The organism is Betaproteobacteria bacterium (assembly GCA_016713305.1).
In the GTDB taxonomy this organism is placed as follows: domain Bacteria; phylum Pseudomonadota; class Gammaproteobacteria; order Burkholderiales.
In genome coordinates, this window is record JADJPK010000031.1 from 340625 (window position 1) to 367335 (window position 26711).

The following is a 26711-nucleotide window of genomic DNA, read 5'->3' on the forward strand; positions in this document are numbered from 1 at the left end:
CGATGACGGGGTTCAGTAGAAGCGTTTGGAGATCAGCCGGAAGCCGAGCGTAAACCACTCGATGCGGTCACCGCCATTCAGCTGCGCACCGTACGTGCTGTCCAGCTGCACGTGGTCGGGAACTATCCACACCCGGATGCCCGCCTGGGTGAAACGGTCGAACCCCGTAGCACCATAGATCTCTCCCAGCAGGACGACGCGGGGCGTCACGTAGAACTCCCCGCCACCGCCCCACAACAGGCCGCGGCGATCGGCGTCCCTGTTGTTCACCACGCCCACGTTGCCCAGCAATACCACCTTGTCGTCGGCCAGCGATCGCGAAACCGGCACGTAGGCGTAATAGTTGCCGATGAGATTCGGCGCAAGGTTGATGTCGGCATGCCGCACCACTCCTGCAGCGAGGCCCCAGCCGAAATCGTTGGCGCGCAGCTCGCGGAACAGTCCCTTGACCTGGAACTGATAGTCCCGCTCATCGTGAACATCGGGGCCGCCATGCTGGAGAACTCCCACGCCTGCCGACAGTTCCAAGCCGAAGGGATTGCAGGCAGGCAGCGCCCAGTATTCCGTGCTGGCGGCATTTCGCTTGTACCAGGATTCGACCTGACACGCCCCTTGGTCCACGATGCGGGCGTCGTCCACGACGAAAGGGCGGGCGGCCCACGTTGAGGCCGAGGTCAACAGCAGCACGCCGACCGACCCGAGAGTCGCGAGGCAGCGGGAGACGATCAAGTGAAGGAAGTGCAGCATGGAACGGTGACGCGGCGAGTGCCAGCAGCTACAATGTCTGGACATGTTTTTTCTTTGATTTCAGAGCGATAAAGTCATGGAAAGATACGAATCGGAAACGACGTTGTTCCTGCGGGAGTTTCTGCAGAAGCACCCGGAGGTGGTCGAGAAGCAGAAAGCCGCTCGGGCCACGTGGTGGGACAAGCCCTACGACGCCCAGCAACGGACCGACTTCGAACAGTCGAGAGTGTCCAAGAAGCCGTACGAGTATTACAGCAACGATCGTTGAGGCCGCCTCCATGAAGCGATTCTTCGCTCTGCTCATTGCAGCCGGCATGTCGGGCACCGTACTGGCCGGCTGGGAAGAAGCCGTGAATGCGTACAACAGTGGCGACTATGCCACTGCCGCAAGAGAGTTCCGGCCCTTCGCGGAACAGGGGCAGGCCACGGCCCAGTACATCCTTGGCTGGATCTACCAGACCGGCGATGGCGTGAAGCAGGACTACTCCGAATCCGCGAAGTGGTACGCCAAGGCCGCCGACAAGGGCAACGCGGATGCTCAGTACGCCGTGGGCTCCTACTACATGACCGGAGTGGGGGTGCCGCAGGACAACAAACAGGCCATGCTCTGGTTCCGCAAGGCGGCCGACCAGGGCAAGGCGCCCGCGCAATATCTGCTGGGCTATCTTCTGGCGCGAGGCGAGGGCATCGACCACAACGAGGCGGAGTCTTCGTCCTGGTACCTCAAGGCTGCGAACCAGGGTTACGCGGAGGCTCAGTACGCGTATGCGCTGGCACTGGCCGCCGGCGCAGGCGTGGAAAAGGACGAGCAGGCAGCCAACGAGTGGCTGCGGAAGGCCGCGGACCAGAAGCACACGGAGGCGGCCTATCTCCTGGGATGGAACCACGAGAAGGGCGTCGGGATGCTGCCGGACTATGCCCAGGCAGCCAAGTGGTACAGGCAGGCGGCGGATGCCCATCACGTCGAGGCTCTGTATCACCTGGCGACGCTCTTGCGCGATGGGCGCGGCGTCGCGAAGGACGACCCACAAGCATTGGAACTGTTCCGCAAGGCCGCAGAGGCGGGTCAGACGGCCACACCGGCCGCCATCGACGAGTATCTGAAGAGCAGCCGGTTCGACAATGCATTTGCGCTGGCCGATACGTGGCTTGCGAAAAACCCCGATGACGTGCAGCTGCTCACCGTGCTAGGCGTATCGGCGGCGAACGAGGCACGGTCCGATCCGGCGAAATTTTCGGGACCTGCGCGTTCGTACGGAGACCGGGCGATCGCACTGATCGAAGCGGACAAGCGGCCAGGCTCCATGGACGAGGCGCAGTGGAACGAATACCGGACGCGTTGGTTGCCCCAGCTGCATCTCCGGCTTGGCGTGATCTCGCAGAAGTCGGGGCAGATCGAAGACGCGCGGGAACGATTCACCAAGGTCACCCGGATTGACCCGAAAGATCCTTACGGCTGGTACTTCCTGGGGCAGACGCATTTCAGCGAGTACGAGAAGATCAACGCAGCGTCCAAGGGACTGGACGGTCCGTCCAAGTCCGAATCGGTGGCCAAGGCTTTCGCTCAACTCGACCGGGTCATCGAGTACTACGCCCGCGCGATCGGATTGGCGGCAGGAAAGGAAGACCTGCGCGAGCCGCTGTTGCGGGACCTTCAGGGCATCTATGAATTCCGCAATGGTTCACGGATGGGGTTCGACGATCTGCTGGCGAAATACCGGCAATGAACGGCATGCCCCCGCCGAACGCCGTTACCGGGGGGAGATCTCCAGATCGATGGCGAAGATGGAGGCACGGTTCACGAACTTGCCGCAATCCAGAATCATCTCGCCTCGCTCACCCGTCCATTCCCGGGAACGATGCTGGATGCCGTCCTCCACACGTGTCGTGAATTTTCCCGGTTCCCCATACTTGGCGACAATCGTGTCGAGCACACGCTTGCAGCCGGGATATCGGCGCTCCGTCTGTTCCGGCTTGTTGCCGGTACCCGACCGTTCGAACGAGAAGATCCAACGTCGGACCGACCCCTTGTCCAGCGACACGCTGATGGCTGTCACGTCAGCACGCGTATCGTTGGGCGAGAGCTTGACGATGTAGAGACCGTCGCCGGTCTTCAACCAGTCGTCGAATCGGCCATCACCATCCTCGGGGCGGGCAATGCTGCCGGACCCCCTCTGCCAGAATTCGTGGCGCGACTCCGGAAACAGGGTCCGCAGCGAATCCGGTGAAACGCCTACCCCGAGACCGGCGAATTCGAATCCGAACGCGGTGCCCGTCATCGCGGCCGCGCTCAGCAGTCCCAGCATTCCTCTCGAGAGCAAGTTCATGTCAGTGTGATCGGAAAATGTGTTGGCATGCCGCGGCCGGCATTCTCGCCGCCGGGCCGTTGATCCTCTCCCGCAAATATAATCCCCGTCATGTGCGGCCGATACGCCCTCAATGAAAACGCCCGTGAACTGGCTGACCACTTTCACCTGGTGAGCGTTCCTGAACTCGTCCCCAGGTTCAACATCCCGCCCGGCGTGCAGGTGCTCGTCGTCAGGCAATCCGTCAGCGGCCCCATCGGCGAAATGATGCTTTGGGGCCTGACACCCGCCTGGACCCGCTCGGCTGCGCAGTCCCGCGCGTATCCCAAGCCCATCAACGCGCGCGCCGAATCGATCCAGGAGCGCCCGATGTTCCGCTCCGCGTTTCGCGCCCGACGCTGCATTTTGCCAGCATCGGGCTTCTATGAATGGAACCGGCCCCAGGCAGGGCCCAAACAGGCCTACTACTTCCATCCGGCAAACGATCCGGTGTTCGCCATGGCGGGCCTGTTCGAGCCCGGAGACGGCGACTTTCCGGCTTCGTGCTGTATTCTCACGACAGCCGCGAACGAGGTCATGGCGCCGGTCCACGACCGCATGCCCGTGCTGTTGGACTTGAAGGACGTGCAGGCGTGGCTTGATCCCGCGACCTCTCGAGCAAGGCTCTTGCCGCTGCTGGCGCCCGCACCGTCCGATGAGATGTTCGCCCATCCGGTGAGTGCACGTGTGAACGCCGCCAGGAACGACGATTCCTCGCTGATCGAACGATGTGCCCCGGCGGGCGAAATCCAATGACGGTGCGCTCGGCTCGTGCAGCGGGGGCTCCCGTCCAGGCCCTTCGCTGCCGCACAGACGCTGACCGACCTACCAACACGGAGGAGTTCCCTTGAAGACGATCGACTACTATTTCTCGCCGGTTTCGCCCTGGACCCACTTCGGCCACGCCCGCCTGCGCGAAATCGCCCGCAGATGCGACGCTTCGATTGCCGTGAAACCGATCGACTATGGCCGCGTGTTTCCGGTTTCGGGGGGACTCCCGCTCAAGCAGCGAGCCGCCCAGAGACAGGCGTATCGCATGTTCGAACTCAAGCGCTGGCGCGACTACCTGGGGGTGCCCATCAACCTGGAGCCGAAGCACTTCCCCGTGCCGGCCGATCTGGCTGCCCGAACGATCATCGCAGCCGCTCCGGAGGGCTCGGACAGACAGCTCGATCTCGCCGGCGCACTGATGAAGGCATGCTGGGAACAGGAACGCGACATTTCGGATCCGTCCACCCTGCGCGCCATTGCGGAAGCGCAAGGTTTGAACGGCACGGCGCTCGTCGCAACGGCGGACAGTCCCGCCACCTTATCCGAATATGATCGCCTTACGCAGGAGGCCATCGAGCGTCAGATCTTCGGTGCCCCGACGTATGTCGTCGATGGAGAGCCGTACTGGGGACAGGACCGGCTCGACTTCGTGGAACGGGCGTTGCAGCGATGAAGACGGCGACTCTGCTCGCGACGTTCGTCACGATCCTTGGGTGCCTGGCGGGCATCCGCATTGCTGCGGCCGAGAATCCGGTACCGATCGACGAAGAACCGAAGCATCGCTTGGTGTTCCGCAATTCGCACGTTCGCTTCTTCAACGTGCAGATACCTCCCGGCTATCGAAGCCTCATGCACGTTCACCACCACGACGGTGTCTTCGTGAACATCGCGCCCAGCGAAACCGAAGCCGAAGACTGGGGGGCTGCGACGGTCCGCCGCCCTGGACGGACACCTGGTGAGACCTACTTCATCGGATACGCGTCGCGGCCCAAGGCCCATCGGGTCAGCAACGTCGGTGCGGATCTCTATCACGTCACCGACACGGAGATACTCCAGGGATGCGGCGCCCGGTCGCTCGACGAGGCGATGGCGGGGCCTCTGATCCTGGAGAACGACCGCGTCAGGGTGACTCGCATCGAACTGCCGCCCGGAGCATCGACGACGCTCTACGGTCCCTGCGGCATGTTCGTGGCGGTGACTGCCGGCGAAATGACCTTCGCCGCTCCGGGCGGCAAGGAGCAGGTCAGCTTCGAAGCAGCGGGTTTCAAGTGGCGCGATGGCCAGGAGCCCATGCTGATCACCAACTCGGGACCCGGCCCGATCCACGCCGTCGATATCCTGGTGAAGTAGGTCATCATTGGCGGAAAGCCACGGCGACGCGTAAGACGCATACCATGACACTGAAGCTTTCTGTTCTCGATCAATCTCCGGTGATCAACGGTCACTCGCCGGCAGAGGCGCTGCGCAGGACGGTAGAACTGGCGCGCGAGACCGATGCCATGGGGTTCCAGCGCTATTGGCTCGCCGAGCATCACAGCACACGTGCACTGGCGGACCCCTGCCCCGAAATCCTGCTCACTGCGGTGGCATCGGCGACCACGAGGATCCGCGTGGGAACGGGCGGAGTCCTGCTTCCCTACTACAGTCCGTTGAAGGTCGCCGAAGTGTTTCGAATGCTTGAGGCCCTCTTTCCGGGCAGAGTGGATCTGGGCATCGGCCGTGCCCCGGGGTCGGATGGCCTCACAGCCAGAGCACTTTCGGGCGGCGCTTTCTACGACTTCGACCAGTTTCCCGCTCATGTTCAGGAAACGGTTTCGTTTCTTGACGATGCCTTGCCGCCCGATCATCCCTATGCTCGGGTCAAGGCCATGCCTTCGGGAGAAGGAGCACCGGAAGTGTGGCTGCTGGGATCGTCGGATTACAGCGCGACGCTTGCCGCCTATCTGGGGCTGCGATTTTCCTTCGCGCACTTCATCAATGCATTCGGCGGCGAGGAAGTGACGAAAGCGTATCGCAACGGATTCCGGCCATCACGCCGCGAAAGGACGGCACGGTCCATGGTGGCCGTGTTCGCCATCTGCGGCGCAACCGATCGCGAAGCCGAACGGTTGGCATCCTCCATCGACCTGCGGCGCTTGCAGATGGCCCGCGGTCTGGACGAACCCGTCGCCACGATGGAAGAAGCGCTCGCGCGCACCTACACGGCCGAGGAAGAGGCCATCATTCATCGCGAGCGTCCACGAGCGATCATAGGGACCGCCGATCGCGTTCTCGACCGCATTCGCGAAGTCGCACTGGCGTTCGATGCCGACGAAGTGATGGTCCTGACGATCACGGGCGACTACGCGTCACGCCTGTAATCCTACGAACGTCTGGCCTGCGCCGCAGACCTCCGAGACCGGGACGGAAAGCCACTCGTACATCGGCATCGCGGGCCTTGAAGATCTGATCGGCCCGCGCCGCCACGAGGACACGGTCCCTGACGCCTTCGGCAGTCGCCTTGGCATCCAGTTCCATCGGCAGAAGCCCTTCTCCGCACGTCGCTTGGACTTGCGTCAGAAGCGCAGACCGGCCTTGAGGCCGAACGACGTGGCTTCTCCCGTGCGATCGACCTCGAAGGCAAGATTCATGAGCAGCACGTTGAAATTGAGTCCGGCAAACACCTTGTTGAGCCCGAACGACTCCTCTGCAAGACCGGCCACTCCGTTGGGCGTGCTCTTCACCCATACCCTGCCAATACCGCCGTAGGGCGTGAAATTCAACAGGCCCTTCGAGATCGACAAGTCCAGACCCTTGGTGTCCAGGTCGACCTGATCGACTCCGTTGAGCCGGGTATAGCTTCCCCGGACGGCGACCGCGGGCAGAGCGACATTGCCGGAAACGATGGCGTATCGCAGTTCACCGCCGTAGAAACGGATATTGGTGCCGGGAACCATCCCGCCCATCACCCCGACGTCGAAGTCGAGCGGGAGGCCTTTGTGTACCCGGATGGTCGGAACAGGGAGGTAACTGGGAATGTCTCCGCTCGATGTGGCCCGGTCGAACACGTCGACGTTCTTGAGCCTGGTGGCCGTCACCGCGATTCCGATGTCGAATCCGGTGATTCCCAGGGGTTCGGCCGGTGTCAGCGGCTTGTACGAAAGCGCAGCCCCCAGATCTTCGGACAACGCACGGAACTGAGTCTGATTGAGGAGGTTCAGGGCATCGAGATCGGCGGCTTGCGCGTGGGCGCAGACCAACCCGAGGGCCACCAGCATCGTATTGAGCAGTTTCATGTCGGTGTCTCCACTTGCAAAGGAAGATCTCAGCTAGAGGCAGTGTAGCGGGAAGCAACCACCGGCTTGGATCGCCGGCTTGCGCACCGCCAGGACAGGTCGGTGACGACACTCAGACGTCATGCCAGGAGGTGATCATGCCACGGAGATGCCCAGATCGGCGATTGCCCGCCAGCAACCCACGTACCATCGATTCGGTCCGTCATCTCCCCTGCATCCCTGCGGGTTGCCATGCCGTGTCCACGATCGTCACGCGTCATCCGAGACTCGGGGGACGAGACGATAGTCGTCTCCATGACCGACCGCGAAGTCGTTACCGGCCCGGTCCTCACCACGCACGAGCCAGATCGGGCGCCGACTGAAGCTGAAGCTGACGCCCGCCTGGTCCTGCATGCGGTCGACACTCCGGTCGAACAACGACGTGGCCGGCATGAATCGAACCACGAATCCAGCCCGCCTGCGAACGGAACGATTGGCATTCGAGCCATGCACCAGATAGACGTCGTGAAGAGAGAATCCCCCGGCCGGCAGGACGTCGTCCATGACGGCGGCCCCATCTATCGAACCGGGGTCGACCTCCTGATTGAGCACGATGTCGGTTCCGGACCTGATTCGGTGCGGGAGAAGTCCACGGTTGCGGTGTGATCCGGCGATGTATCGCATGCAACCATTCTCGGGCGAGACGTCGTCCAGTGCGATCCAGACGGAGCAGGTGGCAAGCGGCCTGATGGGCCAATATTGACCGTCCTGATGCCACGGCACTTCCCGGCCGGTCAGAGCGGGCTTGCAGAACACCTGGCTGCCCCACAGTATGACGTCGGGGCCTATGAGTTGGGTGACCAGATCGAGCATCCCCGGGTCCGTCGCGAACTCGAACCACTTTCCTGCCGCCGCCGCATCGTGTCGAGGGCCATTGGGAATGTGCGGGCAGACCAGACTCTCAGGCGCGACGTCCGCGTTGTCGCGGAGCAACCGTTCGAGGCATTCGCGCATGCTCTCCAATCGCGCCGGGGAGATCCGGAAAGGAGACACGACCAGTCCGTCGGCGTGATAGCGAGCGGTCTCTTCGTCACTGAACTTCCAGGCGGGCTCCGAGAACCGTTCCGCGGGCGACACGTTCGCTGGGTACATTGCCGTCGTTCCTCCTTGCGTGAGATTCTAACGATCTGGTCGACAGGCGGAATAGAGATGGTTCGCCGCCACGTCCCGGCAGGTCCGACCGAGGGACGCCTGACCCCTTCTGCCGCGGGGACCTCCACACCGGGCACCGTGGTGCGGCCGACTCTGCCGGCTGGAGCCTTGGGCGTTTTCGCACATCCTGCCCCGATGCGCGCCTCGCGGCCGCGCGTGAGGCCCCACCGGGTCGATCGATCAGACCGGTTTCCTTTGTTTCGAGTCCCTCCGGAGAGGTACCGCCATGCCCCGTCTGAGAATGGTTGTCGCCAACAAGAACTACTCGTCCTGGTCCATGCGCCCGTGGGTACTGCTGCGGCAGGCAGGAATCCCGTTCGAGGAAGTCCCTCTATGGTTCGGTCAGGATGGACACGTGGAGGGCATCGAGCGGTGGTCTCCCACGGGCAAGGTCCCGGTTCTATGGATCGACGAGGAGCCGGTATGGGACTCGCTGGCCATCTGCGAAGCGGTCGCCGAACTGTATCCGGACCGCGCGTTGTGGCCGGCCGATCCTGTCGCACGCCGGTACGCGCGCAGCATGTGCGCAGAAATGCACTCCGGATCTCAGGAACTGCGGCGCAACATGCCCATGAATCTTCGCAGCCGTCTGCCGGGACTGGGGCGCACACCCGGTTCGGAACGGGACATCGCTCGCGTCGTGTCGCTTTGGGAATCATGCAGGTCGCGATTCGGAATCGATGGCTCTCTGCTGTTCGGACACTTCACCTGCGCGGACGCCATGTTTGCGCCGGTGGCGACCCGGTTTAGAACCTACGAGGTGTCTCTTCCCTCCGTTGCAGAGGACTATTGCACCTCTCTGCTTGCCCTTCCCGGAGTGCAAGCATGGTGCGATGCCGGACGGCAGGAGACCCAATTCGTCAGTGCCGACGAGCCCTATGCCGCCAAGCCGAATGCCGCGCACGATGGATGACGCATCGAGGCACGGGGCTGTTCGTCTCCCGCGATGGCAGTCCGCGTCGTCACGGACAGTGAAGGCTATTCCAGTTCCTGCTTCATCTCGAAGGCAGGGGTGTCGGAGCGGCCCGTACCCACGATCTTTGCGGGGACGCCGGCGGCCGTCGTGTGAGGAGGCACAGGCGTCAGCACGACACTGCCCGCGGCCACCTTGGAACCTTCCCCGACCTCGATGTTGCCCAGGACTTTCGCGCCCGCCCCGATCATCACGCCTCGCCGGATCTTCGGATGCCGGTCGCCACTTTCCTTGCCGGTCCCGCCCAAGGTCACGTTCTGCAGAATGGACACGTCGTCTTCCACTACGCTGGTCTCGCCGATGACCAGCCCGATGCCGTGATCGACGAACACCCCCCGGCCTATCCTGGCCGCGGGATGGATGTCGATCGCCAGCGAATCGGCGACACGGCTCTGCAGGAATCGCGCGACTCCTCGTCGGTCTTCCGACCACAGAGCATGTGCCACCCGATGCGCCTGCAATCCCTTGAAGCCCTTGTAGTACAGAAAAGGCACGAGAACGCACTCCGATGCCGGATCGCGCGCATTGACGGCGTGCAGATCGTCAAGGCTTGCCGCAACGATGTCCGGGTGGCGTTCGACAGTCTGTCCGATGAGATCCACCATGCCGGCAAGACTGAACACCTGGTTCGACAGAGTGGCGGCGATCAGATACGACAGCGCTTCCGCGTAGCCCCGGTGTCGCAGGACGAAGTCGTACAGATGGCCTGACAGGATCGGCTCCCGTTCGACCTGTTCGATTGCAAGTCGCTTGAGTTCCGACCACAGATCGGCTTCGATGGGTTTCATGGGGAGTCTCCCGGACGTGCCCGGCGCCGGACATCGGCCAACGTTCAGTGCCCGTCTCGGATCAGCGATTGATTTCCAAGGGTCCCATTTTACGGCGTGACGAGGGAAGGCGAAGGAAGTGCAAGGCAAGAAAAACACGGCGCATCGACTTTCGTCGATGCGCCGCGGGGTCTCCGCCGCAAGGGCGGAACGGGCGGGTCCTGGCCAGGCCAGTCCGGATGCGCCGCGATGGCGGTTCATCCGATGTTGCGAGAGCACCGGACACCCGGGACTCTCTCGTTCGATCGGCGAGCCGTGCCGGCTCGCCGCGTGACGCGCGATCAGCTCGCGAGGGCATTCATGTCCGCGGCAACGCGGGCTGACTCCTCGTCGAACAGACATTCGAGCGTGGCATGAGTCCCCCGCATTTCCTCGACCTCTGCGCGCAGCGCCGCAAACGTCTGGGCACTCTCTTCCGGGAGGTCCGGTTCCCGAGTCATTTCGCGAAGCGCTGCGATCTGCTGAGCGAGTGTGATGAGCTTCGCGCGATGACTCGGTGAGCCCACCGCGTGCAACCGGAGCGGCGGACGGTCCTTCAGAAAGCCGCTGGATTCATCCGTGAGTTCGACGACCGTATCGGCCACGAGCGGTCCGAACTGCCGCCGAAGATCCATGTACCTCAGCTGGGTATCGGCCAAGGTGTCTTGCAGGACGGCGGCAACGAGTGTCACGTCGTCCGTGATCCCCGCCTCGTTGCACAGGATGTGCACCAGTGCTATCGCGTGCTCGAGCGAACCCGCTGAACCGTCCTTCCGCCGCCGCCGGGCATCGCGCCGGCGCTCCGAGGCTGTCGCAAATGCCTCGATGAGCAGTGCGTAGGGTTGCTGCCTGAACGGCTGCACGCGTCGGGTGGTGATGGCTACGGTCGGGCCCCGATGCCCGGGCTCCACGGCGATTCTCTGAAGCATAGCGGTCTGTCTGCCTTTAAGTTCAATTGCACTGCGGGCGGAACTCGAATCCGATCGGGGCAGACTCGAGCCGACACGCGACTCTGGTTCACATCGCTCGGGGCGTTTCTTAAGTATCACCAAGTGCGACGCTACGTATGCCTCGTATCGCAGAAATCGGGCCTCCCCGCACCGATGCCTATCGATCAAGGACTTGTGAGCACCTTTCGCGTTACACGTTGCCGTTTCGTAAATCCTGTCGACACCGCCGGACGTGGTCGTACCGTCGTCGGAATGACACCGACGGTATTGCGGTCGGACAAGTGAGGTTTCGCTTGCAGCGACCTGCAGAAAATCAAACGCTTTTTGCGAAAGTCGAGGTGTCATCCGAGGAGGTTTCTTGTAAATTCGAGGCGTTGTCATCGTTGGACGCGGCAACTGTCCAAAGTCGCGAGAAAGTCAATGTCTCGTAGACCAGACAGGCGGTGTGCAGGAAGAGGTGATTCGCTGTGAGACGAACGAGCCGGTGTAACAGGTGCGTTCGAAGATGGACGCGCTTAACCGCGCCAGCGCAGTCGGACCGAACCAGTTCCATGCGCTGTGAGAAGGGCCCGGCGTTCCCATAGATCAGGGCCCTAGAGAGAGACCGAAATCAGAACGTCGAATGCAATCCGGGATGCACGCCCACGCTCGCCTGGCGCGAAGCGTGCGATTGCGCGCGGCACCGCCGTAAACACTTCAGGAAGAGGGAACGAGAGATGACAACCGCATCGATGGTCAGCGCCGCAGTCGCCCGCAGGTCCGGAGTCCCGCAGGCCTTGGACGTGTCGTTCTTCGAACAGGTCTTTCGCGCACGAGGATCCACGCCCGAAGAAAACTCGATGTCCTCGGCCGCAACGGGCAGACCGAGCGGTGAAATCGGCGTAGCGGTGGCCACCACCCGAGAAATGCTGCTGGAAGCCGCCGAGCTGGTGCGGGAGCGCTACGAGTGGCGGGGCTACGTCACTCGATCGATCACGGTGGATGCGGACTCGATGCGCCCGTCTACCACGCTGGTTGCCGTCCAGGACTCGCGCGTCGTGGGCACCATGACGCTCGGATACGACGGACCTTCGGGACTCTGGATCGACCATACCTATCCCGACGAAATATCGCAGGCTCGCGCTGATGGTCGAACCCTCATCGAACTGACGCGACTCGCAGTGACGCCAAATAGCGACAGTCGAAAGATCCTGTCGTCGATGTTCGCGCTCGCCTACCGAGTCGGCCGCGTGGCGCACGGGGCGACAGACCTCTACATCGAGGTCAATCCCCGTCATGCTCCGGTCTACCGGAAACTGTTCGGATTTACAGCAGTTTCCGAGGTCCGGTTGTGCGGCCGAGTGAAGGCGCCCGCTGTCCTGCTGCGCATGGACATAGAACGTCTCGACGAACAGTTCGCGAAATATCTGGGAACCCGCGCGGCTGACTTCTCGGACCTGGGACACCCTGAAGCCACAGAAGTGTATCCAACCAGAGACAGATACGCCGTTGCCGCTTGACCGCGGCTGAGATGGCAGGGACGAGACGAGGCTGCGTCCGGGGGTCGGGAGGCGTCCGCAAGCGCTCCCGACCGGAACGCGCACTTCAGCGGTTGCGAATTCTCTCCGCGATCGCAAGCATGCGATAGTAAGACCGGACCACCGGCAACTCGATCAGTTCGTTGTCTACCACGACGAGGCCGCTGGAGCTCGCCTCGAAGGCTGCGCACACCTTGCGCGCCTTCTCGATCTGAGGCTGACTCGGGGTGAAGGCGTCGTGGATCACCGGTATCTGCGAGGGATGGATGGACGCCTTGCCGGTAAAGCCCAGACGGGCGCAGGCAGTGGATTCAGCCTGCAACCCGCTGGCGTCGTCGAGGTTGAGGTACGGAACGTCCAGAAGGTCTATGCCGGCCGAGGCGGCCGCATGGACCAGGCGGGAACGCGCATAGAGCAGCGGTTCCCACGCCTTGACGCATCGCAGGTCGGCACTCATGTCGACGGCGCCTAGGATCATCGAATCGATTCGGGCGCTGGCGCGGGCGATGTCGACGGCGCGTTCGAGTCCCTGGTTTGTTTCTATGATCACGCAGAAGCGGATCTGGCGAGCCGGCCCGGTGGACAGGAGGACGTCGATCAACTGAACCTCCTCCGCGGAACGGATTTTCGGGATCATGATCGAAGGTGGCGGGCTGGCGCATTCGATCAGCGCCTGCAGATCTTTCAGACCGTGGTAGGTGGAGAGCCCGTTGATCCGGACCATCTGCTCGACATGAGGATGGGATCTCTCCCGGAACAACGGCAGTGTCGCCGCCCTGCCCTCGTCCTTGCGTTCCAGCGCTACCGCGTCTTCCATGTCGATGCATACGATGTCAGCACCGGATTCGAGTGCCTTGGCGAACCGGTCGGGGCGCAGGGCAGGCACGAAAAGCAGGCTGCGGCGGGGACGGACATTCGAGTTCAGGGTCTGTGTCACGGCGTCACTCCTTGGCCAAAGCAGGGGATGCTACCGACAGGATCGCCCGCATTCCAGTTGGAGATCGTTGAACGAGCCCCGTCGACCGCCCTCGCAGCTTTGGGCCGTCGAGGATCTTGGCGGTAAACTCGCGCCACGTCACAAGACCGGGGAGGGTGCTCGTGAAGATCACGGCGGTAGAAACGATACAGTTGGGCGAATTTCCGAATCTGCTGTGGGTTCAGATTCACACCGACGAGGGCCTCGTTGGACTGGGCGAGACCTTCTACGCGGTGACGCCCGTGGCCGCTCACATCCACGAAACCTCGGCGCGCTATCTTCTCGGGAAGAATCCCTGGAGATCGACGGGATCTCGCACCACTTCCTCAACACCTACCTCGGCTTCAACAGCGTGGGCGTGGAGATGCGAGCCGCCTCGGCAATCGACATCGCACTCTGGGACCTGTTCGGGCAGGTCACCGGTCAGCCCATCTATCAGTTGCTGGGGGGCGCCTCCAGGGATCGCATCCGCGTATACAACACCTGTGCGGGATATCAATACGTGCGCGCCGAGCCGACCCAGGGCACCGAGAATTTCGGTCTGCCGTCCAAGGTCGACCGAAAGAAGCGCCCCTACGAGGACCTTCTCGCCTTCAAGAGCGACGCCGGTGAACTGGCGGAAAGCCTGCTCGACATGGGCATCACCGGCATGAAGATCTGGCCGTTCGACGAAGCGGCCGAGGCATCGAACGGGACTTACATCTCCAACGCGGATCTCAAGAAGTGCATGAAGCCCTTCGAGAAGATCCGCAAGGCAGTCGGAGACCGGATGGACATTCATGTGGAGTTCCATTCCATGTGGCAACTGCCGGCCGCCATCCGGATCGCAGGCGCGCTGGAACAGTTCGACCCGTTCTGGTACGAAGACCCGATCAAGATGACCAATCTCGATGCACTGTCCGACTACGCGCATCGGACCAACGTCTGGGTGACTGCCAGCGAAACGCTCGCCACACGTACCGGCTTCCGTGAGCTGTTCCAGAAACAGGCGGTATCGGTCTGCATGCTGGACGTGGGCTGGTGCGGCGGTCTGTCGGAATCGAAGAAGATCGCCACGATGGCCGAAGCGTGGGCACTGCCGGTCGCGCCTCACGACTGCACGGGGCCGATCCTTCTTACCGCGTCCGTGCACCTGTCTCTCAACAGTCCGAATGCGCTCGTGCAGGAGATGGTCCGCGCGTTCTACTACGATTGGTATCCCACGCTCGTGACCCAGTTGCCGCCCGTCAAGGATGGCCACATCAGCGCCCCGCCGGGACCCGGCCTCGGCACGAAGCTCCAACCGGACCTGGCAAGACGCAAGGACGCGATCGTGCGCGTCTCCCGATTGGGGAAAGCCTGACTGATATCCGCGATGGCTTCACGTTAACCGGACCCTGAGAAGGTGAACACCATGAACGAGACTTCTCGAACAGATCCGCGGGTTCTGATACTCGCCCCCGGCGACAACGTCGCCATGGCCAAGCAGGATCTCCGCGCGGGAGAGACCGTCGACGTGCTGGGGCACCGATTCGCCCTGGCAGCGTCGATATTGACGGGGCACAAGTTCGCATTCAAGCCGATCGCCAGGAACGAGATCATCGTCAAGTACGGGGCCCCCATAGGGAGGGCGACCGCCGAGATCGCACCAGGAGAGTACGTGCACATCCACAACGTCACGAGTGACTATCTCCCCACCTATACGCTGGACGAGGGTCACGAGTTCCTGCAGGAGGCGCACTGATGGACATACAGGCCTACCTTCGCGCTGACGGGCGCAAGGGCATACGGAACGTGGTGGCGGTTGCCTACCTCGTCGAGTGCGCGCACCACGTCTCTCGCGAGATAACCCATCCCTACCGGGACGTGGGCGCGCATTTGATCGGATTTCCCGGCTGTTTCCCCAACGCCTACTCGTTCAAGATGATGGAGCGCCTGTGCACCCACCCGAACGTGGGGGCGGTGCTCCTGGTGTCTCTCGGCTGCGAGGGATTCAACAAGGGGAAGCTGCTGGACACCATTCGCGCTTCCGGCCGTCCGGCAAAGCTCCTGGTCATTCAGGAGTCGGGCGGTACGAGAAGCACCATCGCCGAAGGTCAGGCCTGGGTGAGACAGACCTTGGATCAGTTGCAGAACACCCCTCGTACCGCCATGCCGATCGATGAACTCATCGTCGGAACCATCTGTGGCGGCTCCGATGCCACCAGCGGTCTCACCGCGAATCCGGCCATGGGGCGGGCCTTCGACTTCCTGGTGGAGAAGAACGCCACCTGCATCTTCGAGGAAACGGGTGAGCTGATCGGAATGGAGCACTGGATGGCCCGACGTGCGCAGCATCCTGCGCTGGGCGACGAAATCGTCAAGATCGTGGCCAAGGCCGCCAAATACTACGCGACGTATGGACACGCGAGCATCGGCCCCGGAAACGCGGACGGCGGTCTCACCACCATCGAGGAAAAGTCTCTGGGCGCCTATGCAAAGTCTGGCCAGTCCGTGATCTCGGGAATCATCAAGCCTGGGGATACGCCGGTAGCAGGAGGGCTGTATCTGCTCGACGTCGTGCCCGACGGGGAACCGAGGTTCGGCTTTCCCAACATCAGCGACAACGCCGAGATTGCGGAACTCATTGCGTGCGGTAGCCACCTCACCTTGTTCTCGACAGGACGTGGATCGGTCGTCGGCTCCGCGCTGGCACCCGTGATCAAGGTCTGCGCCAATCCGGACACATACAGACGCATGACCGACGACATGGACGTCGATGCAGGCCGGATCCTGGAAGGACGTGCCACGCTCGATGACGTGGGCCGGGAGATCTACGATCTCATTCTCCGGGTCGCCAATGGAGAGAAGACCAAGTCCGAAGCCCTCGGACATCAGGAGTTCATCTTGACCTACAAGTCGTTCGAACCGCTCGGTCCGGCGTGCTTCCCGAGCGCAGCGTGATGCGAGCGATCCTCCTTGTCACATCGGTCCTGACGCTTGGCGCCGTCCTTTCCGGTTGCTCGGCCACCGGAGATTCGGTGAGAAAGGCATTCGGAACGCGCAAGGCGAGTTTTCAGCGGCCCATTCTGAGCACGCTGCCATGCGTGAAGGATGCGATTCGCACGACCTTCGGTGTGCCTGCCGAGTCGCAGGGCAGCTACGCCGAGCCGCAGGTCGTCGAGCGAACCCATGTGAAGTTCAAGCTCCTGGTGCGCCTCGACCCGTCCGCCACCAAGGAGCCTGCGGAAACTTCACGAACCGTGCGCTACGAGTTCTATCATCGGAGCGACACAGAGACGGGCGTCAACTTCGACGTGGACTTCAAGGGAGCACTCCGGGACGAATGGCTGGAGCAGGCGTTCATCCCCTTGGAACAATGCGGCGCGAATATGCTTCGTTGAACCGGCGCGCGATCCTCAGCGTTCGCGGCCAGCTTCATGAAATGCCTTGCGCAAAGGCGAGAGCACGTAGTCGATCGCCCTTCTCTGACCGATTCGTATCTCTGCGTCGATGCGCATGCCGGGCACCAACGGGTATTCGACCCCCTCGGACCGCAAGCGCTGGTTCGCGATGTCGATGACGGTCCTGTAATTCAGCCCTGGTGAAGGGCCGTTCGATGATGCTTGTGAACCTTCCATGCCGGTCCGCTCGGTTGCATCCACGCTCACGGATCTCACCGTCCCCTGCAACAGGCCATATTTCTGAAACGGGAACGCAGCGAGCTTGATGCTGACCGGCTGACCCTCGCGCACGAAACCGATATCTTCGTTGTCGACCCAGACTTCGGCACGCAGTGCATCGCCAAGCGGCATGAGCGTCATGAGGACCGTCCCCGGGGCGACGACGGCACCCGGCGTATGCGTGGCGAGATCCTTGACGAGAGCATCCTGAGGGGCTCGAAGTTCGAGGTGCCCATCCCGGACCTCCTGTCTTGTCGTTTCCTGCTCCACCCTCTGCATGGAGGCCGTCGCTTCGGTGCGGTCGCGCATCAGTTCTTCCCGCCGTCGGGCGGCGATCTGCGCGAGCCGCTTCTCGCTTTGCTCCATGCCTTCCCGGGCGGCCGCGATGGCGTGTCGCTGAGCCTGCAACTCCTGCTCGGTCTCGCTCCTCTGACGCGCCTTGCCGCGCGCCTGCAAGCGTCCCGCAAAGCCGTCTCGGTGCAGTTGTTCCCAAGCTTCTTCCTCGTCACGATGACTGGCCAGAGTCGCCTCGAGCTTGGCCGCCAGAGCGATCGCCGCCGCGTGATCATGCCGCGCTCGCTCGAGGGCCGTGCGCTCGGCCGCAAGCGCTGCATGGAATGCCGCCCGGTTTGCATCCAGGGTCTGCCGCGCCTCCTCCCATGCTCGCGCGGGATCATGCGACGACCGCGCCAGTGCTGAACCCGAAAGCTCGGCGTCTATGCGGCGCAGCGTGAGGTCGATGCGAAACCGGTCCTGCGACAGTTGCATACGATCGGCTCGCGCAAGGCCATCGTCCATGCGCACGAGAATCTGTCCCGCGCGTACCCGGTCCCCCTCATTCACGAGGATTTCGCGGGCAACCCCTCCCTCTGCCGGCTGTACAACCTTGAGATGACCCGCGGGAACAAGCTTTCCGTGAGCGATGGCGACCACGTCCAGCCGCCCGATCCACGACCAGACGGCAATCGAGAGGACCATTGCGATCACCAGCCCCGTGACGCGGCGGGGCATCGGAGAGGGCACCGTGTCCTGAAGCCTCAGCAGCGCGGGCGAGAACTGCGTTGCGTCCCCCTCGTAAAGCACGCTCCTGCGATGGACGGTCATGACACGCGCTCTTCCTTCGAGTTCTCCGTCCGCGGCCCGCTTCCGGACATCCCCCTCGTCCCGGGCTTGGTCGTGCCGCGATCCTGTCCGTCGTGGGTGCCCAGACGCACGACCCGGTCGGGTCGGAGACCGGGCGGAGCCGAGTGCGTGATGAAAAGGATCGTGGCGCGCCCACGCAATGCATTGACGGTTCGCGCAATGGCCGATGCCGTCTCCACATCGAGGTGGCTGGTCGCTTCGTCGAAAATGAGCACCCGCGGCCTTCGCAGAAGTGCACGCGCGATCGCGATCCGTTGTCGCTGACCGCCCGAGAGTCCGGCTCCCTGCTCACCCAGCCGGGTGGAATACCCATCGGGAAGAGCTTCGATACAAGCATGTATTTCCGCGAGGCGGCACGCTGTCACGACATCGTCCATGCTCGCATGCGGCGCGGCGGCAAGCAGGTTGTCGGCGATGGAGCCGGAGAAGAGTGTCGTCTCCTGGGATACCACTCCGAAGTGCTCGCGCAGTTCATTGGCCGAAAGCCACGCAGTGTCCCGCTCGCCGAGGCGGATCCTGCCGGATCCGGGGTGTTCGAAGCCCAGCAGCAGGCGAGCAAGCGTGCTCTTGCCGCTTCCGGAAGGACCGCTCACGACGACCAGTTCACCGCCCGGCACTTCGCAGGAGAAGTCGTGAAGAACAGGCGATCGACGATCGCCGTAACGAAAGCTCACGTGCTCGAATGCGATGCCGCACGGACCCTCGCCTCTGCTACGCGTGGCAGCGAAGCTGCAGGGCTCGGCGGGCGCATTCATGAGGTCGCCAATCCGTGTCACCGCCACGGAAGCCTGCTGGAATTCCTGCCAAAGCCCGGCGAGGCGCAGCAGCGGCTGTGTCACGCGTCCGGCGAACATCTGGAACGCCACCAGCATTCCGATGGTGAATCCGTCGTTGCGCATCACGAGCATGGCGCCGGTCAACAGGATCGCCAATTGCATGAACTGCTCCACCGTGCTGGTGGCGACATGGTAGGTATTGACCAGAGTACGCGTGCGAAACGACGCGTCGAGGTATCGCGAAAGAATATCCCCGTACCGGCGCTCCAATCCGGCTTCCATCTGCAACGCTTTCACGGTCGCGATGCCTGAGACGTGCTCCGTGAGGAAGGATTGAGTGCGCGCTCCGGCGAGGAACTGCCGGTCCACGCGGGCCCGCAGAGCCGGTGTGGCCAGCAGACTCAGCATGGCCACCATCGCCACGCATCCGAGCGCGATGAGCGCCAGTTCCCAGGAATAGGTGAACATCAGGACGATGAAGACGAGCAGAAATGGCGAATCGAGAACCGCAGTGATTGCCGCGCTGCAGACGAACTCTCGAATGACGTCCACCCCCTGCAGGCGCGCGACCACGGTACCGACCGGGCGCTGCTCGAAGTAGCGAGGCGGCAGGTGCAGCATGTGGGCCACGATGCGGTGACCGAGAACGGCATCGATGCGATTGCCCGTATGCAGCACGAGATACTGGCGTACCCACGAGAGGACCCCTCCGAAGGCGAGGAACAGTACAGCGGCGGTGCCGACGACAGCGAGCGTGGACAGCGTGTGATGGACCACCACCTTGTCGATGATGATCTGCGCGACCAGCGGCATCGTCAGGCCGATGACCTGCAGCACGGCCGAGGCGACGAGCACATCCCTCCAGATGGCACGATGCCGAAGGATCTCGCGGGCGAACCATCCGAACCCGAAGCGGGTGTCCCCTGCCGCCGGAGACGGAAGCTCATCGTGGTCCCGCGGCCCGACCGGATGCACTGCCAGAGCTGTTTCCTCGAAGAGGTCTTTCGCATCCGCTTGCGATGCATGAACCGGTTGATCGCTTCCCGCAACCAGATAGGTCACGCGTCCTTCTTCAAGACCGACGATCACCGCCGGAACGAGCAGTCGCGCGTTCGGGTCCACGCCTGGCTCCGGCAAGCCGTGCGTGCGCAGAAACGCGATGAGGGTTCCGCGAAGCAGGGTTCCGCGCGATACGTCGATGGAGACTTCCTCCATTCCCAGACCGCTCCGGAGCAGGCTCTCGCACAGACCGGCGCCGTCCGGCGCAACCGGGGCGTCACGCAGTACGCGATGGAGATCGACGTGGCATCCGTGTCGCTTCGTCACGAACGCGAGGAGCCAGGGAAGCGAACCCGGGGACAGCGGACTCCTCGCCGATATCGGCGAGAAGCGGGCTGCCCGGCGCCGCGCGCGCGCACGAAACCACGCAGGCATCGGCACGGCGAATTGGCGCCGGACGGTTCGCAACATGATCGATCTCCCTGGGCCCCCATTCTTCGTGGGGTCGCTGCATCGGATCACTCCGGATCCGTGCCAACCTGGCGCCTGAAATCGAGTGGTCTTCGCTTCGGGATGTCAGGCGCTCCGACAGCACGATGAAGGCCACCTGCACCCTGGCTCTCTCTGGGAACGAGGGATGCGCGGCACCGCGCCATACGTCACAGCGCTATTCGCAAGGCGCGTGCCTTGTCCTGACCGGGCCGGCACGACAAGCTCGGCAAGCGCCGCGTCTACGACCCTCGGGCACGCGAGGGAACTTCGAAGATCGCATCACCGGCAATGCCGAACACCCTGTCGGATGGCTCGGCCACAATGATCGAATGGCCAGTGAAACTACCGAATGCGGGCAGGACGCCCACCTGATCGGAGAAGTGATAGCACGGAATCGTGACCCGCTCGCCGGAACGCCCGGTGACACGGACTGCGGGATGAAGGTGTCCCGCGAGTACGTAGGCGGTGGGACACGCTTTCGGCTGATGGCTCAGTCGGAAGGGCATCTCGTCCCAGGGATCGTCCACCGCCTCGATGTCCAGATCTGGCGGCGGATCCCCTGCGTGGCGGTCATGATTTCCTCGCACCAGCTTCAGCATGACTCCGGAGTGACCGCTTCTCCAGGCTCGCAGCGCCGCCAGGGTCGTGGACGCCAGCGAGTGCCGATCATGGAAGAAGTCGCCGAGGAAGACGATCCGGGCAGGACGTGAACGCTGTATGGCCGTGTCCAGCCTCGCGAGGTTGTCGGAGGTGGTTCCGCGGGGGACCGGGATTCCGGCGTTGCGAAAGGTGGCCGCCTTGCCGAAGTGAGGGTCGGCGACGTAGAGCGTTCGCGAGGCGGGATGATGCAGCAACCGCTCTGGCAGCATGACGAGCGCCTCGCCCGCTACCGTCACGGTCAGGTCTGCCACGGAGTACCGCCCCGGCAGGGGCCCTCAGGCGCCCACGGTAGGCGTGTATTCGTGCTCTTTCATGTACATGGACAGCACCGTGTCCATGGACGCAGCGTGATTCTCGAACCACTCGTACACGGCTTCGGCAAGAACCTTGCCGAACCGGTACTCGCCATTGGCGACGCGATTCCGGACCTCGCTGGCGATCTGCAGCACTCCCTCGTGCTCGTTGCGGTGACAGTGCAGAGGAGGAAACTGGAGGGATTCCATCCACCGCTCCTCCTGCGCAAAGTGCTGCCTCGTGTGTTCGATGAACTCGTCTATCACCGCAAGGATCTCGCCCTCGGGCGCGTCGGCGACGCGGTTCAACAGATCGACGAACTCCTTGTGCGTGTCGTCCATGACCCCCTGGTCGATCGCCAGCTGGTCAGTCCATGCGATAACCGCCATTGCAGCATCCTCGTTGCGTTGAGCCCGTAACTTTACCTGTTTGCTCTCTGAACCGGATCAATTCCGCTTGAATGCCCGCGCAAGCGCATCGGCCATCGCCCCTCCTGCCGGAGCCGGCTTCTGCGCCGGCATCCTGGCCGCCGGCCGGCCCGCCGGTCCCCGCGGAGGCGCGGCCTCGGTCTTCGCCCTCGGAGGGACAGCTTCGTCGAGCCGCATGGACAATGCGATGCGCTTGCGCTTCTCGTCGACTTCCAGCACCTTGACCTTCACCACGTCACCCGCCTTGACCACCTCGCGAGGATCCTTCACGAAACGATTGGACAGGACCGACACGTGCACGAGCCCGTCCTGGTGCACGCCGATGTCGACGAAGGCACCGAAATTGGCGACGTTCGTCACCACGCCTTCCAGCAACATGCCCGGCTGCAGATCCCTGAGATCCTCCACCCCCTCCTTGAACGAGGCAGTGCGGAACTCCGGCCGGGGATCGCGGCCCGGCTTCTCCAGTTCCTTGAGGATGTCCTGCACCGTCGGCAGACCGAAACGTTCGTCCGTGTACTTGCGGGGATCCAGAGCGCGGGTCACCTCGGTGCGTCCCATCACTTCACGAACGCTCTTCCTCACGTCTGCCAGGATCCGCTCCACGACAGGATAGGCCTCCGGATGAACGGCCGAGGCATCCAGCGGCGCATCGCCGCCGATCACGCGCAGGAACCCCGCGGCCTGTTCGAACGTCTTCGGACCCAGTCGCGGCACGGACTTCAACGCCTCGCGGCTCGCGAAGGCTCCGTTCTGATCCCGGTGACGCACGATGTTGTCCGCGAGCGATGCCGTCAGACCGGAGATACGGGCGAGCAGCGGGGCCGATGCCGTATTCACGTCCACTCCCACGGCGTTCACGCAGTCTTCGACGACCGCGTCGAGTGAACGTGCAAGCCGGGTCTGACTGACGTCATGCTGATACTGGCCCACACCGATGGACTTCGGATCGATCTTGACCAGTTCGGCGAGCGGATCCTGAAGCCGCCGGGCGATCGAGACTGCGCCGCGAAGACTCACATCGAGATCGGGGAACTCGCGCGCGGCCAGTTCTGACGCCGAATACACGGAAGCCCCTGCCTCCGACACCACGATTCGCTGCAGCTTGAGCTCAGGATGCCGTTTGATGAGATCCCCCGCGAGCTTGTCGGTCTCGCGGGACGCGGTCCCGTTTCCGATGGAAACGAGTTCCACGGAATGCCGCGCCGCCAGCCTGGCCAACGTGGCGATGGTGCCGTCCCAATCGTTGCGTGGGGCATGCGGGTAGACCGTCGCCGTCTCCACCACCTTTCCGGTCCGATCCACGACGGCCACCTTCACGCCGGTACGCAACCCTGGATCCAGCCCCATGGTGGCTCGCGGCCCTGCGGGCGCCGCAAGCAGCAGGTCGTGAAGATTGTGGGCGAACACGCGTATGGCCTCTTCCTCCGCCCGGGCACGCAAGTCGTTGAGCAGATCTCCTTCCACCTGCCATGCCACCTTCACTTTCCATGTCCATCGGGCCGTTTCATTGAGCCACGAATCCGCTGGACGCCCGCGGTCCTGGATGCCTGCCCGGGTTGCGATCATCCGTTCGCAGGTCCCCAGCCCGGCCGGCTTCGCCCCGTCGTCCAGTTCCTCCGGCAGCTTGAGCGCAAGACGGAGCATTTCCTCGTTGCGGCCCCGGAACAGCGCGAGCGCGCGATGGGAAGGTATCTCCCGCAGCCGCTCCGAGTAGTCGAAATAGTCGCGAAACTTCGCTACCTCCTCTTCCTTGCCCTCGACCACCTTGGAGACGAGCACGCCGTGCTCGAGCAGATGAGTCCGCACTTGGGCCAGCAGATCCGCGTCTTCGGAGAAACGCTCCATCAGGATCTGCCGGGCGCCCTCCAGTGCGGCCTTGACATCGGCGACACCGGGATTCTCGCCGTCGGCCGAGGTGAAAGGCGGCCGCAGGTACTGCTGCGCTTCGTCTTCCGGCACGCGGGCCGGATCGGACAGGAGCGACTGCGCAAGGGGTTCCAGACCGGCCTCACGGGCGATCTGGGCCTTCGTGCGGCGTTTGGGCTTGTAGGGGAGGTACAGGTCTTCGAGGCGTTGTTTCGTATCTGCATCCTCCACGGCGCCGCGCAGTTCCGGCGTCAGCTTGCCCTGTTCTTCTATGCTGGCAAGAATGGCGGTGCGCCGCCCTTCGAGTTCGCGGAGGTAGCCGAGCCGTTCCTCCAGCGTGCGAAGTTGCGTGTCGTCCAGACCGCCGGTCACTTCCTTGCGATAACGGGCGACGAAGGGAACCGTGGCTCCCTCGTCGAGCAGCGCAACGGCAGCCTTCACCTGGGGCGTGCGGACATTCAATTCGGAGGCGATGCGATCTTCGATGGGCGGCAGCATGAAGCGTTGAACTCTTGGGGGATGAAACGAAGGCGCGGAATATGGCGAAAGCGGGCGCTATGCGCAAGCGGCCGGCCACATCGAACCTGTGGCCGGAAAGCGACATGATCAGCGCCTCTGAGCAGCCAGTTTCGCCTGCAGTTCGTCGATGCGCTTGTGATTCTCGTCCGAGCCGATGTAGGTGCGGAACAGCCACTCCTGAGTCCGCATGGCCGTGTCGAGATCCTGCGCGAGTATCTGGTTGCCCAGACGCTTCGTTTCCACCAGGCATTGCCGGTCGAACCCCGCCATTTCCTTCGCGATGATCATCACGTTGGTCAGCAGTTCGCCTTCGGGGAAGATCCGGCTTACGTAGCCCATGCGTTCGGCCTCCTCCGCCCCGTAGATGCGCCCGGTCAGCGTCACTTCCTTCGCCCTCCCCAGGCCGATGATCCGCCACAGAGGATCCATGATGGGCGTGAGGGCCAGAACGATCTCCCGCTGGCCGAACTTGGCGCGTGTCGATGCGTAGCGCACGTCGCACATCATCGTGAGATCGAATCCGCCGGCAATGGCCGCGCCGCCCACGGCACAGATGACGGGCTGATCGCAGAAGAGGATCGCGCGATAGGTCCGGTGGAACATGGCCGTGTAGGCCTCGTTCGAGACCTTCTCCAGCCGGCGGATTTCGTTCAGATCGAAACCGGCGGAGAAGTACCTTTCGCCGCCCGTGAGCACGACCACGTTCACGTCGTCGCGACATGACAGCGCCAGGAACGCGTGTTCGAGTTCTTCCAGCACGCGGGGTGCGAGCGCATTGCCCTTGTCGGGCCGGTGAATGGTGACCGTGGCGACGGCTGAGTCGACCGACGTGAGCAGGTACTGGTATTCCATGGCAATCTCCTTCAGGGGACCCTGCATTATCCGACGCCGCGCCTGCCGGACAGCCATACGACGGTAAACTTCCGGGCCCTGACACGACACACGAGGCGACGCCGTATGGACGACTATGACTTGGGCCGGGAGCAGTTCAGAAAGATGGTGGGCGATGACAAGATCGACGCCCTCGTGGCGCGATTCGCAGCGGTATGCCCGGACTTCGAGCGAGAGGTCGTGTCGGTGGTCGGCGGACGGATCTGGACTCGGGGCGGCATCGATCTCAAGACGCGATCCCTCTGCAGCATCTGCGTGCTCGCCGCCCAGGGGCGCACGAATGCGTTGAAACTCAACTTCGACATGGCGATCAACAATGGTGCATCGATCGAGGAGATCTTCGAGGCGCTGTTCATGGTAGCCGCTTACGCAGGCTTTCCAGCAATGTGGGATGCGCTGGTCAAGCTGGAAGAAGTGCTCGACGCCCGGGCGCCGGCCTGAGGAATCATGCCTGGCACCTGGAAGTCGGTGATCGCCACGGCCCGGATTCCCTTTCTCGCGCTCACGCCGGCCTGCATGTCGGTCGGGCTCGCCACCGCGCTGGCCGGAGAGCAACCGGTACAGCCGCTCGATGCGATGATCGCTCTGGGCGGCGGCCTCGCTGCGCACGTGGCGGTCAACATGCTCAACGAGTACCACGACTTTCGCAGCGGCCTGGATTCCATGACCGATCGCACGCCGTTCAGCGGCGGTAGCGGCGCGTTGCCCGCTGACCCGGATGCCGCTCCCGCCGTCCTGGCGTCTGCGGTGGTCGCGTTCTCTCTCGCTTGTCTGGCCGGACTCCATTTCCTGTCCGATCGCGGCATGGCGCTCCTTCCCCTCGGGATTGCAGGTCTGATTCTCGTGAGCGCCTACACGCCGTGGATTACGCGGCATCCCCTCGCAAGCCTCCTGGCGCCCGGTCTCGGGTTCGGTCCTTTGATGGTCGTCGGAACCCACATCGCCCTCACCGGTCATGCGACTGCGGCCGCATGGACCGCCTCGGCGGTACCCTTCTTTCTCGTCAACGGTCTGCTGCTTCTCAATCAGTTCCCCGACGTCGAAGCGGACCGCTCGGTCGGCAGGCGCAACGTGCCGTTGCTGCTCGGACGTCCCCTCGCGGCGCGGGTCTACGTGTCATTGCTTGCATCGGCCTATGGCGCCATCTTGATCGCCGTCGCCTTGAACGCACTTCCGACCACCTGTCTCCTGGGACTGCTGACCGCGCCGCTGGCCTATCAGGCAGCGCGCACATCGCTGCGTTGCTCGAACGATATGGATTGCCTCATGCCGGCACTGGGCCGGAACGTCATCGTGAACCTCGCCACGCCCCCCCTCCTCGCCGCCGGCGTCTTCTGGTGAGCGGCCCACCCCGCCCGATGCGTGGTTCGTTCGGTTCTCCCGGAACAGAAGAACGGATCCGTGGCGACGTCGGCACGCTACCATTGGGCCGTGTTCACTTCGCCTTG

Annotated in this window: 26 protein-coding genes and 1 pseudogene; 14 read left to right on the plus strand and 13 right to left on the minus strand. The window is 63.3% G+C overall.

What is annotated here, in order from left to right; genetic code table 11:
* Positions 1-12: 12 nt before the first annotated feature.
* Positions 13-747, minus strand: a complete 735-nt coding sequence (locus IPK20_23115; protein ID MBK8019274.1) for a hypothetical protein — start codon at positions 745-747, stop codon at positions 13-15.
* A 76-nt stretch (positions 748-823) separates the two neighbouring features.
* On the opposite strand from IPK20_23115, the gene IPK20_23120 reads away from it, so the two are divergent.
* The gene (locus IPK20_23120) at positions 824-1015 is read left to right on the plus strand and encodes a DUF3460 family protein (GenBank protein MBK8019275.1); all 192 of its coding nucleotides are present in this window, start codon (positions 824-826) and stop codon (positions 1013-1015) included.
* Between the two features lie 10 nt (positions 1016-1025).
* A complete protein-coding gene (locus tag IPK20_23125; protein MBK8019276.1) occupies positions 1026-2474 on the plus strand; it encodes an SEL1-like repeat protein in 1449 nt (482 codons plus the stop codon).
* A 24-nt stretch (positions 2475-2498) separates the two neighbouring features.
* On the opposite strand, the gene IPK20_23130 is transcribed toward IPK20_23125, so the two are convergent.
* Positions 2499-3074, minus strand: a complete 576-nt coding sequence (locus IPK20_23130; GenBank protein ID MBK8019277.1) for a hypothetical protein — start codon at positions 3072-3074, stop codon at positions 2499-2501.
* A gap of 90 nt (positions 3075-3164) precedes the next feature.
* Here IPK20_23130 and IPK20_23135 point away from each other — a divergent pair, with 90 nt between their 5' ends.
* From IPK20_23135 to IPK20_23150, 4 genes are all read left to right on the plus strand, one after another.
* Positions 3165-3848: an SOS response-associated peptidase gene (locus IPK20_23135; protein MBK8019278.1), complete on the plus strand. Its 684-nt coding sequence runs from the start codon at positions 3165-3167 to the stop codon at positions 3846-3848.
* A gap of 91 nt (positions 3849-3939) precedes the next feature.
* The gene (locus IPK20_23140; GenBank protein ID MBK8019279.1) at positions 3940-4536 is read left to right on the plus strand and encodes a 2-hydroxychromene-2-carboxylate isomerase; all 597 of its coding nucleotides are present in this window, start codon (positions 3940-3942) and stop codon (positions 4534-4536) included.
* On the plus strand, positions 4533-5213 hold the full coding sequence (locus IPK20_23145; protein MBK8019280.1) for a hypothetical protein: 681 nt from the start codon (positions 4533-4535) through the stop codon (positions 5211-5213). The genes IPK20_23140 and IPK20_23145 overlap by 4 nt, the downstream gene beginning before the upstream one ends.
* Positions 5214-5257: 44 nt before the next feature.
* The gene (locus IPK20_23150; protein MBK8019281.1) at positions 5258-6223 is read left to right on the plus strand and encodes an LLM class flavin-dependent oxidoreductase; all 966 of its coding nucleotides are present in this window, start codon (positions 5258-5260) and stop codon (positions 6221-6223) included.
* A gap of 195 nt (positions 6224-6418) precedes the next feature.
* Here IPK20_23150 and IPK20_23155 read toward each other — a convergent pair whose 3' ends face one another.
* Together IPK20_23155 and IPK20_23160 are read right to left on the minus strand one after the other, a co-directional pair.
* Positions 6419-7138, minus strand: a complete 720-nt coding sequence (locus tag IPK20_23155) for a hypothetical protein (protein ID MBK8019282.1) — start codon at positions 7136-7138, stop codon at positions 6419-6421.
* Between the two features lie 249 nt (positions 7139-7387).
* On the minus strand, positions 7388-8269 hold the full coding sequence (locus IPK20_23160) for a phytanoyl-CoA dioxygenase family protein (protein ID MBK8019283.1): 882 nt from the start codon (positions 8267-8269) through the stop codon (positions 7388-7390).
* 295 nt (positions 8270-8564) lie between these two features.
* On the opposite strand from IPK20_23160, the gene IPK20_23165 reads away from it, so the two are divergent.
* A complete protein-coding gene (locus tag IPK20_23165) occupies positions 8565-9242 on the plus strand; it encodes a glutathione S-transferase family protein (protein MBK8019284.1) in 678 nt (225 codons plus the stop codon).
* Positions 9243-9307: 65 nt separating this feature from the next.
* On the opposite strand, the gene cysE is transcribed toward IPK20_23165, so the two are convergent.
* On the minus strand, positions 9308-10090 hold the full coding sequence (cysE, locus tag IPK20_23170; protein MBK8019285.1) for a serine O-acetyltransferase: 783 nt from the start codon (positions 10088-10090) through the stop codon (positions 9308-9310).
* A gap of 320 nt (positions 10091-10410) precedes the next feature.
* Positions 10411-11037, minus strand: a complete 627-nt coding sequence (locus IPK20_23175) for an HD domain-containing protein (GenBank protein MBK8019286.1) — start codon at positions 11035-11037, stop codon at positions 10411-10413.
* 797 nt (positions 11038-11834) lie between these two features.
* Between IPK20_23175 and IPK20_23180 the strand changes: the two genes are divergently transcribed.
* Positions 11835-12557: a hypothetical protein gene (locus IPK20_23180; GenBank protein ID MBK8019287.1), complete on the plus strand. Its 723-nt coding sequence runs from the start codon at positions 11835-11837 to the stop codon at positions 12555-12557.
* A gap of 85 nt (positions 12558-12642) precedes the next feature.
* Here the strand turns inward: IPK20_23180 and IPK20_23185 are convergent, their stop codons facing one another.
* Positions 12643-13500 carry a CoA ester lyase gene (locus IPK20_23185; GenBank protein ID MBK8019288.1) on the minus strand — a complete coding sequence of 286 codons (858 nt, stop codon included), beginning with the start codon at positions 13498-13500 and terminating at the stop codon, positions 12643-12645.
* Positions 13501-13673: 173 nt separating this feature from the next.
* Here IPK20_23185 and IPK20_23190 point away from each other — a divergent pair.
* The 4 genes and pseudogenes from IPK20_23190 (at position 13674) to IPK20_23205 (ending at position 16913) form a co-directional block, all read left to right on the plus strand.
* A pseudogene (locus IPK20_23190) lies at positions 13674-14893 on the plus strand (mandelate racemase/muconate lactonizing enzyme family protein).
* Between the two features lie 51 nt (positions 14894-14944).
* Positions 14945-15274, plus strand: a complete 330-nt coding sequence (locus IPK20_23195) for a UxaA family hydrolase (protein MBK8019289.1) — start codon at positions 14945-14947, stop codon at positions 15272-15274.
* Positions 15274-16473, plus strand: coding sequence for a UxaA family hydrolase (locus IPK20_23200; protein MBK8019290.1), 1200 nt, complete (start codon positions 15274-15276; stop codon positions 16471-16473). Before IPK20_23195 ends, IPK20_23200 begins: the two co-directional genes overlap by 1 nt.
* Positions 16474-16550: 77 nt before the next feature.
* Positions 16551-16913 carry a hypothetical protein gene (locus tag IPK20_23205; protein MBK8019291.1) on the plus strand — a complete coding sequence of 121 codons (363 nt, stop codon included), beginning with the start codon at positions 16551-16553 and terminating at the stop codon, positions 16911-16913.
* A 15-nt stretch (positions 16914-16928) separates the two neighbouring features.
* Here the strand turns inward: IPK20_23205 and IPK20_23210 are convergent, their stop codons facing one another.
* From IPK20_23210 to IPK20_23235, 6 genes are all read right to left on the minus strand, one after another.
* Positions 16929-18296, minus strand: coding sequence for an HlyD family type I secretion periplasmic adaptor subunit (locus IPK20_23210; protein ID MBK8019292.1), 1368 nt, complete (start codon positions 18294-18296; stop codon positions 16929-16931).
* The gene (locus IPK20_23215; GenBank protein ID MBK8019293.1) at positions 18293-20581 is read right to left on the minus strand and encodes a peptidase domain-containing ABC transporter; all 2289 of its coding nucleotides are present in this window, start codon (positions 20579-20581) and stop codon (positions 18293-18295) included. The genes IPK20_23210 and IPK20_23215 overlap by 4 nt, the downstream gene beginning before the upstream one ends.
* Positions 20582-20841: 260 nt before the next feature.
* On the minus strand, positions 20842-21504 hold the full coding sequence (gene pdeM / locus IPK20_23220) for a ligase-associated DNA damage response endonuclease PdeM (protein ID MBK8019294.1): 663 nt from the start codon (positions 21502-21504) through the stop codon (positions 20842-20844).
* Positions 21505-21537: 33 nt separating this feature from the next.
* Positions 21538-21945, minus strand: coding sequence for a hemerythrin domain-containing protein (locus IPK20_23225; protein ID MBK8019295.1), 408 nt, complete (start codon positions 21943-21945; stop codon positions 21538-21540).
* Between the two features lie 57 nt (positions 21946-22002).
* Positions 22003-24351: an RNA-binding transcriptional accessory protein gene (locus IPK20_23230; protein ID MBK8019296.1), complete on the minus strand. Its 2349-nt coding sequence runs from the start codon at positions 24349-24351 to the stop codon at positions 22003-22005.
* Between the two features lie 108 nt (positions 24352-24459).
* Entirely contained in the window at positions 24460-25251 is a 792-nt protein-coding gene (locus tag IPK20_23235) for an enoyl-CoA hydratase/isomerase family protein (GenBank protein ID MBK8019297.1), read from the minus strand.
* Positions 25252-25329: 78 nt separating this feature from the next.
* Between IPK20_23235 and IPK20_23240 the strand changes: the two genes are divergently transcribed.
* Positions 25330-25704 carry a carboxymuconolactone decarboxylase family protein gene (locus tag IPK20_23240; protein MBK8019298.1) on the plus strand — a complete coding sequence of 125 codons (375 nt, stop codon included), beginning with the start codon at positions 25330-25332 and terminating at the stop codon, positions 25702-25704.
* Between the two features lie 6 nt (positions 25705-25710).
* Positions 25711-26604, plus strand: coding sequence for a prenyltransferase (locus IPK20_23245; GenBank protein ID MBK8019299.1), 894 nt, complete (start codon positions 25711-25713; stop codon positions 26602-26604).
* Positions 26605-26711: the final 107 nt, after the last annotated feature.

Coding starts and splice junctions, on each gene's coding strand:
- IPK20_23115 (MBK8019274.1), bottom strand. CDS start 747: ATGCTGCACTTCCTTCACTTGATCGTCTCCCGCTGCCTCGCGACTCTC.
- IPK20_23120 (MBK8019275.1), top strand. CDS start 824: ATGGAAAGATACGAATCGGAAACGACGTTGTTCCTGCGGGAGTTTCTG.
- IPK20_23125 (MBK8019276.1), top strand. CDS start 1,026: ATGAAGCGATTCTTCGCTCTGCTCATTGCAGCCGGCATGTCGGGCACC.
- IPK20_23130 (MBK8019277.1), bottom strand. CDS start 3,074: ATGAACTTGCTCTCGAGAGGAATGCTGGGACTGCTGAGCGCGGCCGCG.
- IPK20_23135 (MBK8019278.1), top strand. CDS start 3,165: ATGTGCGGCCGATACGCCCTCAATGAAAACGCCCGTGAACTGGCTGAC.
- IPK20_23145 (MBK8019280.1), top strand. CDS start 4,533: ATGAAGACGGCGACTCTGCTCGCGACGTTCGTCACGATCCTTGGGTGC.
- IPK20_23150 (MBK8019281.1), top strand. CDS start 5,258: ATGACACTGAAGCTTTCTGTTCTCGATCAATCTCCGGTGATCAACGGT.
- IPK20_23155 (MBK8019282.1), bottom strand. CDS start 7,138: ATGAAACTGCTCAATACGATGCTGGTGGCCCTCGGGTTGGTCTGCGCC.
- IPK20_23160 (MBK8019283.1), bottom strand. CDS start 8,269: ATGTACCCAGCGAACGTGTCGCCCGCGGAACGGTTCTCGGAGCCCGCC.
- cysE (MBK8019285.1), bottom strand. CDS start 10,090: ATGAAACCCATCGAAGCCGATCTGTGGTCGGAACTCAAGCGACTTGCA.
- IPK20_23175 (MBK8019286.1), bottom strand. CDS start 11,037: ATGCTTCAGAGAATCGCCGTGGAGCCCGGGCATCGGGGCCCGACCGTA.
- IPK20_23195 (MBK8019289.1), top strand. CDS start 14,945: ATGAACGAGACTTCTCGAACAGATCCGCGGGTTCTGATACTCGCCCCC.
- IPK20_23200 (MBK8019290.1), top strand. CDS start 15,274: ATGGACATACAGGCCTACCTTCGCGCTGACGGGCGCAAGGGCATACGG.
- IPK20_23210 (MBK8019292.1), bottom strand. CDS start 18,296: ATGACCGTCCATCGCAGGAGCGTGCTTTACGAGGGGGACGCAACGCAG.
- IPK20_23215 (MBK8019293.1), bottom strand. CDS start 20,581: ATGTTGCGAACCGTCCGGCGCCAATTCGCCGTGCCGATGCCTGCGTGG.
- IPK20_23225 (MBK8019295.1), bottom strand. CDS start 21,945: ATGGCGGTTATCGCATGGACTGACCAGCTGGCGATCGACCAGGGGGTC.
- IPK20_23230 (MBK8019296.1), bottom strand. CDS start 24,351: ATGCTGCCGCCCATCGAAGATCGCATCGCCTCCGAATTGAATGTCCGC.
- IPK20_23235 (MBK8019297.1), bottom strand. CDS start 25,251: ATGCAGGGTCCCCTGAAGGAGATTGCCATGGAATACCAGTACCTGCTC.
- IPK20_23240 (MBK8019298.1), top strand. CDS start 25,330: ATGGACGACTATGACTTGGGCCGGGAGCAGTTCAGAAAGATGGTGGGC.
- IPK20_23245 (MBK8019299.1), top strand. CDS start 25,711: ATGCCTGGCACCTGGAAGTCGGTGATCGCCACGGCCCGGATTCCCTTT.